Source organism: Polaromonas sp. P1_H6 (assembly GCF_056405195.1).
The window spans coordinates 42,338-56,027 of record NZ_JBFUCN010000015.1; the positions used below are offsets into that span (position 1 = coordinate 42,338).

The following is a 13,690-nucleotide window of genomic DNA, read 5'->3' on the forward strand; positions in this document are numbered from 1 at the left end:
TGAGGAGTTCGTCATGGGTTTACTCGATTCCGTCCTGGGCAGCGTCCTCAACAACAACAGCCGACAGGACTCGGCGGGCGCGGCCGGCGGACTGGGCGGCCTCATCGGCATGCTGGCCAGCAATCCCCAGCTGATCCAGATCGTCACGGGTATGCTGGCCAACAACGGCGGGCAAGGCGGGCTGGGCGGCCTGGTCAGCAAGTTTGAAGAGGCCGGCCTGGGCGACGCCATCCAGTCATGGATAGGCGGCGGGCCCAACCAGCCGGTTTCCGGCGACCAGGTCACCAGCGCGCTGGGCGCCGGCACCGTATCCAACATCGCCGCCAGGCTGGGCGTGGATCCCGGTGATGCCGCCAACCAGCTTTCCCAGATGCTGCCGGGCCTCATCAACCACCTGACGCCCGAAGGCCAGGCACCCGCGCAAGGCTTGGGCAACGGCGAAGACCTGATGGGCATGCTGGGCGGCCTGCTGCAGCAGGCTCGCTGATTTTTTTGAGGCCGGAGCCGGCCTCAAGCAACGGGCTAGAAGCGCGCGTCCAGCCAGGATTTGAGCCTATCGAACACCGGCGCCGAGTCGGTTTCGTTGAAGATCTCGTGGTAAAGGCCTTCAAAGCAGCGCGTGGTCACTGTGCCGGGCATGACGTCCCGTGAATTCGCGGCGCTTTCCGCAAAGGCGCGGCTGCCCGCCGGGTCAACGAGGCGGTCCGCACCCGCATACATCAGCAGCGTCGGCGTGCGCCAGCGGGCGGCGGCCGCTATCGTTGCCGGGCCGGCTGTCGCGATGAACTTGCCCAGCCGCGGTGAAATCCTGTTGTGCACCTGCCGGTCGGCCAGGTATTTTCTGACCACCTCCGGGTCGTGCGAGAGGTAGTGCGGATCCAGGCCGTTGCCCACACACAGGTTGGGCGCCAGGTTCGGCATGAAAGCCAGCAGCAGTTTCTGCAGCGGGCCGAGGCCGGCATCCAGTGCCGGCGAGGACATCACCAGGCCGTCGACGGGGCGTATGCCCAGCGAGACAAAGCGGCTGGCCACCAGGCCACCCAGGCTGTGGCCCAGCAGCACGATCGGCAGCTGGGCGGATTCCGGCGCCGCGGATTCCCGCAGCATGCGCATGCAGCGCAGCCGCGTGTCATCGACCACTTCGGCCAGGTCGTCGAGCAAGGTGCTGTCTTGGGGCAGCACGCCGCGCGCGCCGCCGGACTCGCCGTGGCCGCGCTGGTCGTAAGCGCGCACGGCGAAACCCCATTCCATCAATTGGCGCGCGACATGGTCGTAGCGCAGGGCGTGTTCACCCAATCCGTGCACCAGCAGCACGACGGCGCGCGGCGGCGGCGCGTGCGGGCCCATTTCGTCGGCCCAGGCGTCCAGCGGCCACTCGTACAGGGCCAGGTTTTCGCCGTCGCGGGCAGTGAAGGGGGCTAGGATGGTCGAATGCATGCGGCGGCGTAAGCCTGGCCTGGGGCAAGCGCGCGCGGCAGGCCGCGATGCGGGGAAGAAGGGCGGCGCACCCGAGTCAACCGGGAACGCGTGCCATCACGTGCGCGACCGCGGCGGTCAGCTTCTTGGCATAAGGCACGTTCAGGAACTCGTTGGGGCCGTGGGCATTGCTCTTGGGACCCAGCACGCCGCAGACCATCATCTGCGCCTTGGGGAAACCCTTGCTCAGCATGTTCATCAGCGGAATGGTGCCGCCCTGGCCTATGGTGCCGCAAGGCGCGCCGAAAAAGCTCTGCGACGCGTCGTTGAGCGCGTTCTCGAACCAGGGCACGGTGCCGGGCGCGTTCCAGCCGGTCGCGCCGCCGTTGCTTTCGAAGGTCACCTTGGCCTGGTAGGGCGCGTTGTCTTCCAGCAGCGTCTTGAGTTCCTGCACCGCCGCGCCGGCGTCGATCAGCGGCGGGAAACGCAGCGAGAGCTTGAAGGCGGTGTAAGGCCGCAGCACGTTGCCGGCGTCCTTGAGCGCCGGGAAGCCCTCGGCGCCGGTCACGCTCAGCGTAGGGCGCCAGGTGCGGTTGAGCAGGGCTTCGACCGGGTCGGTGGTGGTAGGCAAGGCGAAGCTGCCGGAGCCTTCGCAGTCATAGTGCGCCCATGGAAAGCGCTTGTAGATTTCCTCGCCGAGGATTTTGGCGGTGGCCTGCGCCTGGGCCAGGCGGTCGGCCGGGATTTCACAATGGAAGCTCTGCGGCAGCAGGCGCCCGGTCTTGCTGTCCTCAAGGCGGTCCAGCACCTGGCGCATGATGCGAAAGCTCGAGGGCACCAGGCCGCTCGCGTCACCGGAGTGCACGCCTTCGGTGAGGATTTCGACTTTGAGCACGCCGGCCGCGTTGCCGCGCAGGCTGGTGGTGAGCCACAGCTGGTCGTAATTGCCCGCGCCGGAGTCCAGGCACACCACCAACGCGACCTCGCCGAGGCGCTCGCGCAGCGCGTTGACATAGGGCAGCAGATCGTAGGAGCCGCTTTCCTCACAGGTTTCGATCAGGCCGACGATGCGCGGGTGGGGCACGTTCTGGGCCTTGAGCGCCTGCACCGCGGCGATGCTGGCGTAGACGGCATAGCCATCGTCGGCGGCGCCGCGGCCATAGAGCCTGCCGTCCTCGTACTTGGCCGCCCAGGGGCTCAGGTCATTGCGCCAGCCGGTGAATTCGGGCTGCTTGTCGAGGTGGCCGTACATCAGCACGGTTTGCGTCGAGTCGGCGCGCGTGGCCGGGATCTCAAAAAACAGCACCGGGGTGCGGCCTTCGAGGCGCACGACTTCCAGCGTGAGGCCTTCGACCTTTTGCGCCTCGACCCAGGCCGCCGCATTGCGCATGACGGTGTCGATGAAACCGTGCTGCGCCCAGTCGCTGTCGAAGGTGGGGGACTTGGCGGGAATGGAGATGTAGTCGGTGATCTGTTTGACGATGTCGCCGTCCCACTGGGCGGTCACCTGGGAGAGGGCCTGGGCGGCGTTGAGGATGCTGGCGGGGATTTCGCGGTACAGGGGGGCGTTCATGGAAGGGCTCCGAGGGAAATTGTCGGCTTTTCAGGGCGGCTTTTGGCCGCGGCAGCTGCTACTGTACGCTTCCGACACAGACCGCGCCACCGGCCAGGGGAAGACCCGCAATTGGAGAATTCAAGCTACAGCGCTCGCAGCCGGCGGGGGCAAAGATAACTTCTGCATTTCTCCCCTATCTGGACGAGATTGGACGGGAGAACAAACCAGTGACCAGCACGCCACGGAGCCGCCATGACACCAGCCAGCCGCACCCCAGCCAGCCCTTCCGAGCCGGCTCATTCCCGCATCCGCGCGGGCGTGGGCGGCTGGACTTTTGAGCCCTGGCGCGGCAATTTCTTTCCGCCCGGCCTGCCGCACAGCCGCGAGCTCGAATACGCGAGCCGCCGGTTGAGCGCCATCGAGGTCAACGGCACCTATTACGGCACGCTCAAGCCGGCCAGTTTCAAGAAGTGGCATGACGAGACCCCCGACGGCTTCGTGTTCTCCCTCAAGGCCTCGCGCTACGCGACCAACCGCCGCGTGCTGGCCGAGGCCGGCGAGTCCATCCAGCGCTTCACGGAAAGCGGCATCAGCGAGCTGGGCGACAAGCTGGGCCCCATCGTCTGGCAGTTCATGCCCGGCAAGGTGTTTGAAGCCGGGGATTTCGAGGCCTTTTTGTCACTGCTGCCCAAGCAGGTGGACGGCCGGGCCCTGCGCCACGTGGTCGACGTACGCCACGAAAGCTTTATGTCGCCCGACTACCTGGCGCTGGCGCGCCGTTACAGGGTCGCCACCGTATTTACCGACGCTGACAAATTCCCGTCCTTCGCCGACCTCACGGGCGACTTCGCCTATGCCCGCCTGATGATGAGCGAAGCAGGCCTGGAAACCGGCTATGAGGAAGGCGCGCTGGACGCCTGGGCCGAGCGTTCAAGGCAATGGGCCGCAGGCGGTGCGCCTGCCGACCTGCCGATGCTGGAGGACGCACCGTCGCAAGGCAAGCCGCGCGACGTATTTGTGTATTTCATCAACGGCGCCAAGGAGAGGGCGCCGGCCGCGGCCATGGCGTTTTTAAGCCGTCTGGGCTTTACGCCCCCTGCCTAGTTGTAGACAGCCATGGCCTCGCCCAGCCGTACTTCACGGCCTGGCGCCCACTCCGGGTTAAAGCGCAGCGGCCCCTTGGGAAACAGTATGACGACGGTGGAGCCCAGCAGGAAGCGGCCCATTTCCTCGCCCTGCTTCAGGCGGATCGCGGAAGTCGGCTCATCAGGGTAGTCCCATTGCCGCACCACCTTGCCGCGCGGCGGGTTGACCACGCCGTGCCATACCGTGGCCATGCTGCCGACAATCGTCGCACCGACCAGCACCAGCACAAAAGGCCCGCGCGCCGATTCGAAGACGCAGACCACGCGTTCATTGCGCGCAAACAGCCCCGGCACGCCGCGCGCGGTGACCGGGTTGACCGAAAACAGTTCGCCCGGCACATAGATCATGCGCGCCAGCCGGCCGTCACAAGGCATGTGGATGCGGTGGTAGTCGCGGGGGCTCAGGTACAAGGTGGCGAAGTGGCCGTCCTGGTAGTGGGCGGCCAACGCCGCGTCGCCGCCCACCAGCGCGGTGGTGGAATAACTGTGGCCCTTGGCCTGGAAGATCTGGTCTTTTTCGATCCCGCCGAACTGGCTGATCGCGCCGTCCACCGGCGACACCAGCTCGGCCGCCGCCAACGGGCGCGCGCCGGGCTTGAGCGCGCGCGTGAAGAAGTCGTTGAAGGTGAGGTAGCTGGCGATGTCGGAGTTGAGCGCCTCGTCCATGTTGACCCGGTACTTGGCGACAAAGCGGCGGATGATTTCCGTGGTGACCCAGCCGCGCTCGCGCGAGGCCACGAAACCGGCGAAGGAAGTCAGCGCCTGCTTGGGAAACAGGTATTGGGGAAGGACGGCGAATCGGTCGGACACTAGGCGGCTTGAAGGGTGGAGGAAGGGCCATTCTATCGATGCCCAAACGCCACCGCCGTCGTCCGAAGGCGGCTTACTGTGCGGGATAACCCGCCTCGGCGAGCGCCGCCGCCACGGCCGGCCGGTCTTGCGAGGACTGCACCACGACTTTTTTGGCCGCCAGGTCCACGCGGACCTGCGCGGCCGGGTCCAGCGACTTGACGGCCTGAGTGATGGCGCCGGCGCAGTGGCCGCAGCTCATGGCGGGGATGGTGAATTCCATCGAGGATTCCTTGGGTTGTGAAATAAAGGGTTTGAACAGCAGTCTGAACCTTTCCATGGGGGCAGGGTCAAGCCAGGCCGGCCAAACCCTCCCCGCTTCCGTGGCTATTGTCCCTCGGGCTTGACCCTCCCATGGTGGTAAGGTTCAGACTATCCCCATGAACACAAGCGCCTCCTTCAAAACACCTTCCGCCGCGGCCGCGCTGGCCGAGTGGCAGTTTCCCGTCCAGGGCATGAGCTGCGCCTCCTGCGTGGCGCGCGTGGAACGCTCGCTGGCCAATGTCCCCGGCGTCCAGGACGTCAGCGTCAATTTCGCGACCGAACAGGCCAGCGTGAAGGCGCGCGCCGATGTCGGCGTGGACACGCTGAAGGCCGCCGTCGCCAAAGCCGGCTACAGCGTGGCTGAGCAATCCCTGCAACTCAGGATAGACGGCATGACCTGCGCTTCCTGCGTCTCGCGCGTGGAAAAAGCGCTCAGGCAGGTGCCGGGCGTGCTCTCGGCCAACGTCAACCTGGCGACCGAGACCGCCGAAGTCAGCGTGGCCGGCAGCGCCGCCATGCTGCCCACGCTGATGGCGGCGGCGGCCAGGGCTGGATACCAGGCGCGGGAAATCCCGGCCGCCGGTGAGGGCGCCGTGAACAGCCCCGCCGCCCCCTGGTGGCCCATCGCGCTGGCGGCCGTCCTGTCGGCGCCGCTGGCCTTGCCCATGGTGGGCACACTCTTCGGCAAGGACTGGATGCTCGACGGATGGCTGCAATGGCTGCTCGCCACGCCGGTGCAGTTCTGGCTGGGCGCGCGCTTTTACCGTGCCGGCTGGAGCGCGCTGCGCGCCCGCAGCGGCAATATGGACCTGCTGGTCGCTCTGGGCACCTCGGCGGCTTACGGCCTGAGCGTCTACCAGTTGCTGCGCCATGGCGGCCACAGCATGGCCCACCTGTATTTCGAGGCCTCGGCCGTGGTCATCACGCTGGTGCTGCTGGGCAAGTGGATGGAAACACGCGCCAAGCATCAGACCACCGCCGCGATACGCGCGCTGCAGGCGCTGCGACCCGACACCGCGCGCCGCCGCCGCGACGGGAAAGATGAAGACGTCGCCCTGCAAGAAATACAGCTCGGCGACCTGGTGGTGGTGCGCCCCGGCGAGCGCATCGCGGTGGACGGCGAGATCGTCGAAGGCGCCACGCAGGTGGACGAATCCCTGATCACCGGCGAAAGCCTGCCGGTCATGAAGCACGCAGGCGACCGGGTCACGGGCGGCGCGGTCAACGCCGAAGGCCTGATCGTGGTCCGCACCACGGCCATAGGCGCGGAATCCACGCTGGCCCGCATCGTGCGCATGGTCGAGTCCGCGCAAGCCAAAAAAGCGCCGATACAGCGGCTGGTCGACCAGGTCAGTGCGGTCTTCGTGCCGGTGGTGATAGGCATTGCCGTGGTGACCCTGCTCGGCTGGGGCCTGGCGACGCAGAACTGGGAAGCTGCCATTTTGAACGCCGTCGCCGTGCTGGTGATTGCCTGCCCCTGCGCGCTGGGCCTGGCCACACCGACCGCCATCATGGTGGGCACCGGCGCCGCCGCCCGCCAGGGCATCCTGATCAAGGATGCCGAGGCGCTGGAGGTGGCGCACAGCGTCAAGATCGTGGCCTTCGACAAGACCGGCACCCTGACCGAAGGCAAGCCCGAGCTGGTGGCACTTGAGCCCCACGGCATCGCGGACCATGAACTGCTGGCCTGGGCCGCGGCGATCCAGTCGGGCAGCGAACACCCGCTGGCCAGGGCCGTGATACGGCGCGCGGCTGAGCAGTCGCTCGAGGTCCCCGCGGCAACCCAATTGCGCGCCGTCGCGGGACGCGGCATGGCTGCCGTGGTGGCGGGCCGCGAACTCCGGCTCGGGAGCCCGGGCTTCATGCAGGAGCTGGGCCTGGACCTCACCGGCTTTGCCGTGCTGAACGCTCGCGCCAAAGAACTCGAAGCCCAGGGCCGGACTGTGTCCTGGCTCGCCGATGCCTCCGGCGCCCCCCGCTTGCTCGGGCTGCTGGCTTTTGGCGACACGCTTAAGACCAGCGCGGGGGCCGCCGTTGCCCGCCTGCACGCGCTGGGCATACAGACCGCCCTGGTGACCGGCGACAACCGTGGCAGCGCCGAAACCGTGGCGCGGCAACTCGGCATTGACATCGTGCACAGCCAGGTGTTGCCGGAAGACAAGGCCGCCATCATCGGGCAGCTCAAGGCCGGCATCCAGTCAAAAGGCGGGCGCGTGGCCATGGTCGGCGACGGCATCAACGATGCGCCGGCCCTGGCCGCCGCCGACGTCGGCATCGCGATGTCCACCGGCACCGACGCGGCCATGCACGCAGCCAGCATCACGCTGATGCGCGGCGACCCGGCGCTGGTGGCCGGCGCAATCGACATCTCGCGCCGCACCTACGCCAAGATACGCCAGAACCTGTTCTGGGCTTTTGTTTACAACGTGGTCGGCATCCCGCTGGCCGCGCTGGGGTTTTTGAGCCCCGTGATCGCCGGCGCCGCCATGGCGCTGAGCAGTGCCAGCGTGGTGATGAACGCCTTGCTGCTGCACCGCTGGAAAGGAAACGCCCATGACTGAAGCCATCGACACCCTTGACGCCATTAACATCGGCCCCCTCAACATCGGCCAGGCCGCCGCGCGATCGGGCGTGTCGGCCAAGATGGTCCGCCACTACGAGTCGCTGGGCCTGCTGCCCACGGTGCACCGCACCGAGGCGGGCTACCGCCAGTACGGCGAAAAAGAGGTGCACACGCTGCGCTTCATACGCCGCGCCCGCGCGCTGGGCTTTAGCATGGCCGAGATCACCGAGCTGCTCAAGCTGTGGCAGAACAAGCGCCGCGCCAGCGCGGACGTCAAGCGCATCGCGCTGGCCCATGTGGCCGACCTGGAGCGCCGCATCGCCGAGATGCAGGCCATGAAGCAGACCCTGGGCCACCTGGCCCACTGCTGCCAGGGCAACAGCCGGCCCGACTGCCCCATCCTGAGCGAGCTGGCGGCCTGATCCGGCCCCCGAATGGAATGTCCGATTCCGGCGAGCGAAAGCGAGCCGCCGGATTTATCCTGAGGGTGTTGATGGTATTTCCATCGCCCACGGACCACCCATGCCTCTTGTGACCGAAGCACCCACCTTATTGCCCGACCTTGCAGGCGCCGATGACTGGGATATCACCACAGCCACGCTGAACCGCCATGGCAGCGCCGTATTGCCGCAACTGCTGAGCGTGCGCGAATGCGAAGCCGTCGCCAGCCTGTACGCGGACATGCGCCGCTTCCGCAGCCGCGTGGTGATGCAGCGCCATGGCTTCGGCCAGGGCGAATACCAGTACTTCAGTTACCCGCTGCCCGATATCGTTGCGAATCTGCGCGCCGCGCTCTACCCGCGCCTGGTCGGCGTGGCCAATGCCTGGAACGAAGCCATGGGGATAGACGTGCGCTATCCGGCCGACCATGCCGATTTCCTGGCACGCTGCCACAAGGCCGGCCAGCAGCGGCCCACGCCGCTGCTCTTGCAATACGGGCCCGGCGACTACAACTGCCTGCACCAGGACCTGTACGGCGAGCATGTGTTTCCCCTCCAGGTCGCGGTGTTGCTGTCGCGCCCGGTTGAGGACTTCAGCGGCGGTGAGTTTGTGCTGACCGAGCAGCGCCCGCGCATGCAGTCGCGGCCCGAGGTGGTGCCCCTGAAGCAGGGCGATGCCGTGGTGTTCGCCGTACACCATCGACCGGTGCAGGGCAGCCGGGGTTTTTACCGGGTCAACATGCGGCATGGTGTGAGCACCGTGCGCAGCGGCCACCGCCACACGCTGGGGATTATTTTTCATGACGCGCAGTGAGCTTGCCGCGCGCGCACGTAAGGAATCAAGGAGATGGTTTGACTCCAGGCCTTTTTGATGACGCACCGCCACCCTATGCCGCACCCGAGGCGATCGCGCCGGGCGCGGCGCTGCTGCGCGGTTTTGCGCTTGATGTAGATGAAGCCTTGCTGCAAGCGGTGGAAGGCGTCATCGCGGCCGCGCCGCTGCGCCACCTGGTCACGCCGGGCGGCTACACCATGTCGGTCGCGATGAGCAATTGCGGCGCGCTGGGCTGGGTATCCGACCGCAGCGGCTACCGTTATGACGCGAAGGACCCGCTCTCCGGGAAGCCCTGGCCAGCCATGCCTGCCTGCTTTGCCGAACTCGCGTTGCGCGCCGCGGAGGAGGCCGGCTTTGAAAATTTCCATCCCGACGCCTGCCTGATCAACCGCTATGAACCCGGCGCGCGGCTTTCGCTGCACCAGGACAAGGACGAGGGCACGCTGGACGCGCCCATCGTGTCGGTGTCGCTGGGCCTGCCGGCCGTGTTTCTGTTCGGCGGCTCGAGCCGCGGCGACAGGCCCGCGCGCTACCGCCTGCAGCACGGCGACGTGGCCGTGTGGGGTGGACCATCGCGGCTGGCCTACCATGGCGTGGCGCCGCTGGCTGAAGGCGAACATGCGCGCCTGGGCCGGCAGCGTATCAATTTGACGTTTCGCCGCGCGCGCTGAATGCGCCGAACGCGCTCAGGCGCGTTCGCGAAATTTTTTCAGCCAGCCCAGCCCGTCCGGCGTGGCGCCGGCTTCAGCGCCGCGCAGCGGCCGGTATTCGCAGCCGACCCAGCCGCTGTAGCCCAGCTCGTCGAGTAGCGCCAGCAGGTAGGGATAGTTGATTTCGCCGACGTCCGGCTCATTGCGGCCGGGCGCACCCGCGATCTGCAAATGGCCGACCTGGCCCGTGGGCAGGTATTTGCGCAGCTTCATGGCCAGGTCGCCCTCCACCACCTGGCAGTGGTAAAGGTCCATCTGCACCTTGACGTTGGCCGCGCCCACTTCGCGGATGATTTCATGCGCGTGGTCTTGCCGGTTCAGAAAGAAGCGCGGAATGTCGCGCGTGTTGATGGGCTCTATCAGCAGGTCCACACCCACCCTGGCGGCCAGCACGGCCGCCTCGCGCAGGTTGTTCACATAGGTGGGCTGCACCGCCTCGCGTTCCATGCCGGCGGGCAATATGCCGGCCATCACGTGGATGCGCGGGCAGCCGAGGGCCTGTGCGTAGTCGAGCGCAATCGCGATGCCGGCACGGAACTCGGCCTCACGGCCGGGCAGGCAGGCCGTGCCTTTTTGTGAAGAGCTCCAGGCCTTCTCGATGCTCGCCACATCCACGCCGCCCGGCGGCGCGTTGAACAGCACCAGCTGCTGGCCGTGCTCCTGAAGGATGGCCTTGAGCTCCTGCGGCGCCCAGGCGTAGGGCGAGAGGATTTCCACGGCCGTGAAGCCGTCGCGCGCGGCCGCGGCAAAACGCTGCTCCATGGGAAGCTCGGTGTACATCCAGCTGAGGTTGGCGGCGAATTGGGGCATGGGATTTCAGGCGGCGGGTGTGTCGGGGCCGGGTGCGGTTTTGCATTCCCAGAATATCCGCGCGGTGCAGCGCCGGCAAATTTCCGGGTCGAGCTTGTTAAAGATGGTGGAGATCGCGGTGAACTTGTCGGGGAACTGGTGTTCGGCCCCGAGCACGCTGGTGAAACCGGTTTTGCGCCACATGCGGATGACTTCGGGACGCGGCCGGTGAAAGTACAGGTCGCCGCCCATGGCGCGGCGCGCGGCGAGTTCGGCCTCCCACAGCTCGGCGCCGGCCAGGTCGATGAAGTTCATGCTCTTGCCCATGACCAGCAGGTGTTTTTGCGGCTGTGGCTGGGTGCGCAGCGCGTGCAGGATGTCGGCCACGTGCTGGGTCGCGCCAAAGTAGACCTCGCCCTCCATACGCAGCAGCTTGAGCTGTGGACATTCCGGCAGCACCTGGCGCGGCGTTTCTTCGGGCCCGTCAGGGCCCGTATTTTTTTTGGCTTCCAGCCCCGCGTCGGGCGAGTTGTCTATCACCACGAACTGGCGATCCAGCCCCCGGCTGTCAAAGCCCATGCTGCGCATCGCGGGCCTGGATGTGCGATAGAGGAAAGACATCAGCGACAAAATCATGCCCAGCAGGATCGCGATTTCCAGCCGTATGGTGACCGTGGCCGCCACGGTGGCCAGCGCCACACCGAAGTCGCTGCGGCTCAAGGTGAACAGCTGGCGCCAGCGCGCGGCGTCGAGCAGCGCGAAGGCCACCAGTACCAGCAGCGCCGCCAAAGCGGCCATGGGAATCTGCGCCAGCAGCGGCGCGCTGACCGCCACCAGCGCCAGCAGCAGCAGGGCTGAAAACACCGAAGCCAGCGGCGTGCGCGCGCCGGCTTCCAGGTTGGGCATGGAGCGGTTCATGGAGCCGCAGGAGACATAGCTCGAGAAGAAACCGCCGACGATGTTGGACAGCCCCTGGCCGCGGAATTCGCGGTTGGCGTCTATGCGCTGGCCTGAACGCAGCGCCACGGTCTTGGCGATCGAAATCGCCTGGCCCAGCGCCACGATGGTCAGCGCGAAGGCCAGGCCGACAAGGTCGGTCGCCTGCGCCCAGCTGATGCGCGGCACTTCAAAGCGCGGCCAGGGCACGGGGATTTGCCCCACGGTGCGCAGCGAAGCCGACGGCGTGGCCTCCGGGTGCAGCCAGCGGCTCCAGACCCAGGCCAGCGCGGTGGCCACCACCAGGCCGATCAGCATGTAAGGCCAGTTGCGGCGCAGGCGGCGCAGCAACAGTGCCACGGCCAGCGTGATGGCGGCAACGCCCAGCGCCAGCGGCTGGGCGGCGCCGAGATGCGTGAGCACATGCCCCAGCACGGCCGCGGCGCTGTGTTCGGGCGCGGGCGCAAGGCCCAGCAGGTCGGGCAGCGCATGCACGGCGATCAGCAGCGCGGCACCTGAAGTAAAGCCGAAAAGCACGGCCGGAGAAATGAAGTTGGCCAGCACGCCCAGGCGCAGCGCGCCTATCAGCCACTGCATGACGCCGACCATCACGGTGACGGCCAGCGCGAGCTGGATGTAGAGCGGGCTGAAGGCCATGGCCAGCGGCGAGAGCATGGCGAACAGGGCCAGCGAGTTGGCGTTGGTGGGGCCCGACATGACGTGCCGGCTGGAGCCGAACAGCGCGGCGATGATGCAGGGAATCACGGCGGTGTAAAGGCCGTAGGCCGGCGGCAGGCCGGCCAGCGTCGCGAAGGCGATGCCTTGCGGCAGCACCAGCACCGCGCCCAGCAGGCCGGCCATCGCGTCGGCTCGCACGGTGGCGGGCGAGACCTCGCGCACCCAGTCGCCGAACAGGCGCTCCAGGAGCGGAATCGATGACCGGGGTGCGTGGGCGGCTGAGGGTTCCATCACGAGGGCCTGAGCATACCGCGCCCAGCGCCCCGGTATCCACCGCGGCGATCAGGTGCCTTGGCTATAGCAACGCCCGCCGACAGGCGATCAAATCTGCTCCAGACGGCGTTGCACAGCCAAAACCAGCGGCCGGATGGCAGAGTCCGGGAATGGTGAGACGCTGCTGACGTTTATCTCACACAGCACGTAGTGTTCTATGACGCCGACGAGAGGCTCGCCGAACATGAAGTCGCAATCCCAGAGGAAGGGAAGCTGCTCGCGCGAAAGACCGACGCGTGCACGAAGCAAGTCAACCCACTCGGTCTCAAGCCGTTCCTTCAAGAACTGGAACTGCGGCAGATCGGCGGCGTGGTACAGCCTCGGGCCGGATGGCGGTGCCGGCTCTCCAGGCTTGGAGGGGTAGAGCGCGTTCACCGACTGGTGCCCGAAGCCCTCGACGCGATCCTCCACCAGGTAGGCTCGCACCATGCCTTCCACCAACCGCGCTTGCCATGCCTGGTCGATCATGTGCCCGCCATTCGCCGGCTCGAAGTACGGAGCCAGTCTTGCCAGGAGCGCCGGAAGCTCCATCAGCTCCTCGTCGCTGCCACGCTGGGCGTGGCGCACGCGCAGGCACACGGGTGTGCCGATGGGGCCCGCCAGTTCCACTCTCCAGACACCGATCCCGCTATGCCCCCGGTATTGCTTGAGCACCCGTGGGCCCTGGCGGAGTCGTTCCGGCAATTCGGCCTCAAGCTGTTTGAGGCTTTCGATTCGGCAAACGTCGCTGCCAAACGGGAGATCGCGCGTGTGGAACAAAACGTCCTTGGTTCCCAGCTTCAGGATGGTCTCCGGGTGCGCGCTGACCACAACTCCCGAGTCGGTAACCCGGCGCAGCATGGCGTCCAGAACGTCCCGCCTTCGTCCGCCTTCGATGGGGTTGCACCAGGCCAGCACAAGGCGGCAGTCGCGCAACTGCGCCTCCACTTCCTCTGCAAAAGCGTCGTTGTACACAGCCGGGACGGCGGCCACGCCAGCGCCTGCAAACGCCTCGAACAAAGCGGCAAAACGGCTTTCCGCCGGATCCGCGCGATCCCGCATGGCGCGATCACCTGGGTAGAGCAATGCGACGGAAGGTCTGGGCATGATCAGCTCCTTAAAGGCTTAGGCGTGCAGCAGGCGCCGCGCGTTCGCGTTGCCTCTGGACGCATCGACTGGAATGCCCGTTCCGGCGAAG

13 protein-coding genes are annotated in these 13,690 nt (G+C 66.9%); 6 read left to right on the plus strand and 7 right to left on the minus strand.

Annotated features, from left to right (window positions below):
• The first annotated feature begins 13 nt into the window (after positions 1-13).
• A complete protein-coding gene (locus tag AC1D1F_RS15255) occupies positions 14-487 on the plus strand; it encodes a YidB family protein (protein WP_477675555.1) in 474 nt (157 codons plus the stop codon).
• A gap of 35 nt (positions 488-522) precedes the next feature.
• Here the strand turns inward: AC1D1F_RS15255 and AC1D1F_RS15260 are convergent, their stop codons facing one another.
• Together AC1D1F_RS15260 and AC1D1F_RS15265 are read right to left on the minus strand one after the other, a co-directional pair.
• A complete protein-coding gene (locus AC1D1F_RS15260) occupies positions 523-1,437 on the minus strand; it encodes a lysophospholipase (RefSeq protein ID WP_477675554.1) in 915 nt (304 codons plus the stop codon).
• 76 nt (positions 1,438-1,513) lie between these two features.
• Positions 1,514-2,989, minus strand: coding sequence for a M20 family metallopeptidase (locus AC1D1F_RS15265; RefSeq protein ID WP_477696628.1), 1,476 nt, complete (start codon positions 2,987-2,989; stop codon positions 1,514-1,516).
• A 234-nt stretch (positions 2,990-3,223) separates the two neighbouring features.
• Here AC1D1F_RS15265 and AC1D1F_RS15270 point away from each other — a divergent pair, with 234 nt between their 5' ends.
• On the plus strand, positions 3,224-4,075 hold the full coding sequence (locus tag AC1D1F_RS15270; protein ID WP_477675552.1) for a DUF72 domain-containing protein: 852 nt from the start codon (positions 3,224-3,226) through the stop codon (positions 4,073-4,075).
• On the opposite strand, the gene asd is transcribed toward AC1D1F_RS15270, so the two are convergent.
• Positions 4,072-4,926, minus strand: a complete 855-nt coding sequence (asd, locus tag AC1D1F_RS15275) for an archaetidylserine decarboxylase (protein ID WP_477696629.1) — start codon at positions 4,924-4,926, stop codon at positions 4,072-4,074. The genes AC1D1F_RS15270 and asd overlap by 4 nt on opposite strands.
• A gap of 73 nt (positions 4,927-4,999) precedes the next feature.
• On the minus strand, positions 5,000-5,188 hold the full coding sequence (locus tag AC1D1F_RS15280; RefSeq protein ID WP_477665218.1) for a heavy-metal-associated domain-containing protein: 189 nt from the start codon (positions 5,186-5,188) through the stop codon (positions 5,000-5,002).
• A gap of 157 nt (positions 5,189-5,345) precedes the next feature.
• Between AC1D1F_RS15280 and AC1D1F_RS15285 the strand changes: the two genes are divergently transcribed.
• From AC1D1F_RS15285 to alkB, 4 genes are all read left to right on the plus strand, one after another.
• The gene (locus AC1D1F_RS15285) at positions 5,346-7,790 is read left to right on the plus strand and encodes a heavy metal translocating P-type ATPase (RefSeq protein WP_477678634.1); all 2,445 of its coding nucleotides are present in this window, start codon (positions 5,346-5,348) and stop codon (positions 7,788-7,790) included.
• The gene (cueR, locus tag AC1D1F_RS15290; RefSeq protein ID WP_477678633.1) at positions 7,783-8,214 is read left to right on the plus strand and encodes a Cu(I)-responsive transcriptional regulator; all 432 of its coding nucleotides are present in this window, start codon (positions 7,783-7,785) and stop codon (positions 8,212-8,214) included. Before AC1D1F_RS15285 ends, cueR begins: the two co-directional genes overlap by 8 nt.
• Before the next feature lie 100 nt (positions 8,215-8,314).
• A complete protein-coding gene (locus tag AC1D1F_RS15295; protein ID WP_477678632.1) occupies positions 8,315-9,046 on the plus strand; it encodes a 2OG-Fe(II) oxygenase in 732 nt (243 codons plus the stop codon).
• Positions 9,047-9,084: 38 nt separating this feature from the next.
• Positions 9,085-9,738, plus strand: a complete 654-nt coding sequence (gene alkB, locus AC1D1F_RS15300) for a DNA oxidative demethylase AlkB (RefSeq protein WP_477696630.1) — start codon at positions 9,085-9,087, stop codon at positions 9,736-9,738.
• 15 nt (positions 9,739-9,753) lie between these two features.
• Here the strand turns inward: alkB and otnI are convergent, their stop codons facing one another.
• The 3 genes from otnI to AC1D1F_RS15315 all read right to left on the minus strand — a co-directional run bounded on the left by otnI (position 9,754) and on the right by AC1D1F_RS15315 (position 13,599).
• The gene (otnI, locus tag AC1D1F_RS15305; RefSeq protein ID WP_477677938.1) at positions 9,754-10,587 is read right to left on the minus strand and encodes a 2-oxo-tetronate isomerase; all 834 of its coding nucleotides are present in this window, start codon (positions 10,585-10,587) and stop codon (positions 9,754-9,756) included.
• 6 nt (positions 10,588-10,593) lie between these two features.
• Positions 10,594-12,471: a SulP family inorganic anion transporter gene (locus AC1D1F_RS15310; RefSeq protein ID WP_477677939.1), complete on the minus strand. Its 1,878-nt coding sequence runs from the start codon at positions 12,469-12,471 to the stop codon at positions 10,594-10,596.
• A 90-nt stretch (positions 12,472-12,561) separates the two neighbouring features.
• The gene (locus AC1D1F_RS15315; protein WP_477677940.1) at positions 12,562-13,599 is read right to left on the minus strand and encodes a Cj0069 family protein; all 1,038 of its coding nucleotides are present in this window, start codon (positions 13,597-13,599) and stop codon (positions 12,562-12,564) included.
• Positions 13,600-13,690 lie beyond the last annotated feature (91 nt).

Excerpts from the sequence above, each read along its gene's own strand:
- AC1D1F_RS15265 (WP_477696628.1), bottom strand. The coding sequence starts at position 2,989 with ATGAACGCCCCCCTGTACCGCGAAATCCCCGCCAGCATCCTCAACGCC.
- AC1D1F_RS15315 (WP_477677940.1), bottom strand. The coding sequence starts at position 13,599 with ATGCCCAGACCTTCCGTCGCATTGCTCTACCCAGGTGATCGCGCCATG.
- AC1D1F_RS15295 (WP_477678632.1), top strand. The coding sequence starts at position 8,315 with ATGCCTCTTGTGACCGAAGCACCCACCTTATTGCCCGACCTTGCAGGC.
- AC1D1F_RS15255 (WP_477675555.1), top strand. The coding sequence starts at position 14 with ATGGGTTTACTCGATTCCGTCCTGGGCAGCGTCCTCAACAACAACAGC.
- AC1D1F_RS15270 (WP_477675552.1), top strand. The coding sequence starts at position 3,224 with ATGACACCAGCCAGCCGCACCCCAGCCAGCCCTTCCGAGCCGGCTCAT.
- AC1D1F_RS15310 (WP_477677939.1), bottom strand. The coding sequence starts at position 12,471 with ATGGAACCCTCAGCCGCCCACGCACCCCGGTCATCGATTCCGCTCCTG.
- AC1D1F_RS15285 (WP_477678634.1), top strand. The coding sequence starts at position 5,346 with ATGAACACAAGCGCCTCCTTCAAAACACCTTCCGCCGCGGCCGCGCTG.
- AC1D1F_RS15280 (WP_477665218.1), bottom strand. The coding sequence starts at position 5,188 with ATGGAATTCACCATCCCCGCCATGAGCTGCGGCCACTGCGCCGGCGCC.
- cueR (WP_477678633.1), top strand. The coding sequence starts at position 7,783 with ATGACTGAAGCCATCGACACCCTTGACGCCATTAACATCGGCCCCCTC.
- AC1D1F_RS15260 (WP_477675554.1), bottom strand. The coding sequence starts at position 1,437 with ATGCATTCGACCATCCTAGCCCCCTTCACTGCCCGCGACGGCGAAAAC.
- otnI (WP_477677938.1), bottom strand. The coding sequence starts at position 10,587 with ATGCCCCAATTCGCCGCCAACCTCAGCTGGATGTACACCGAGCTTCCC.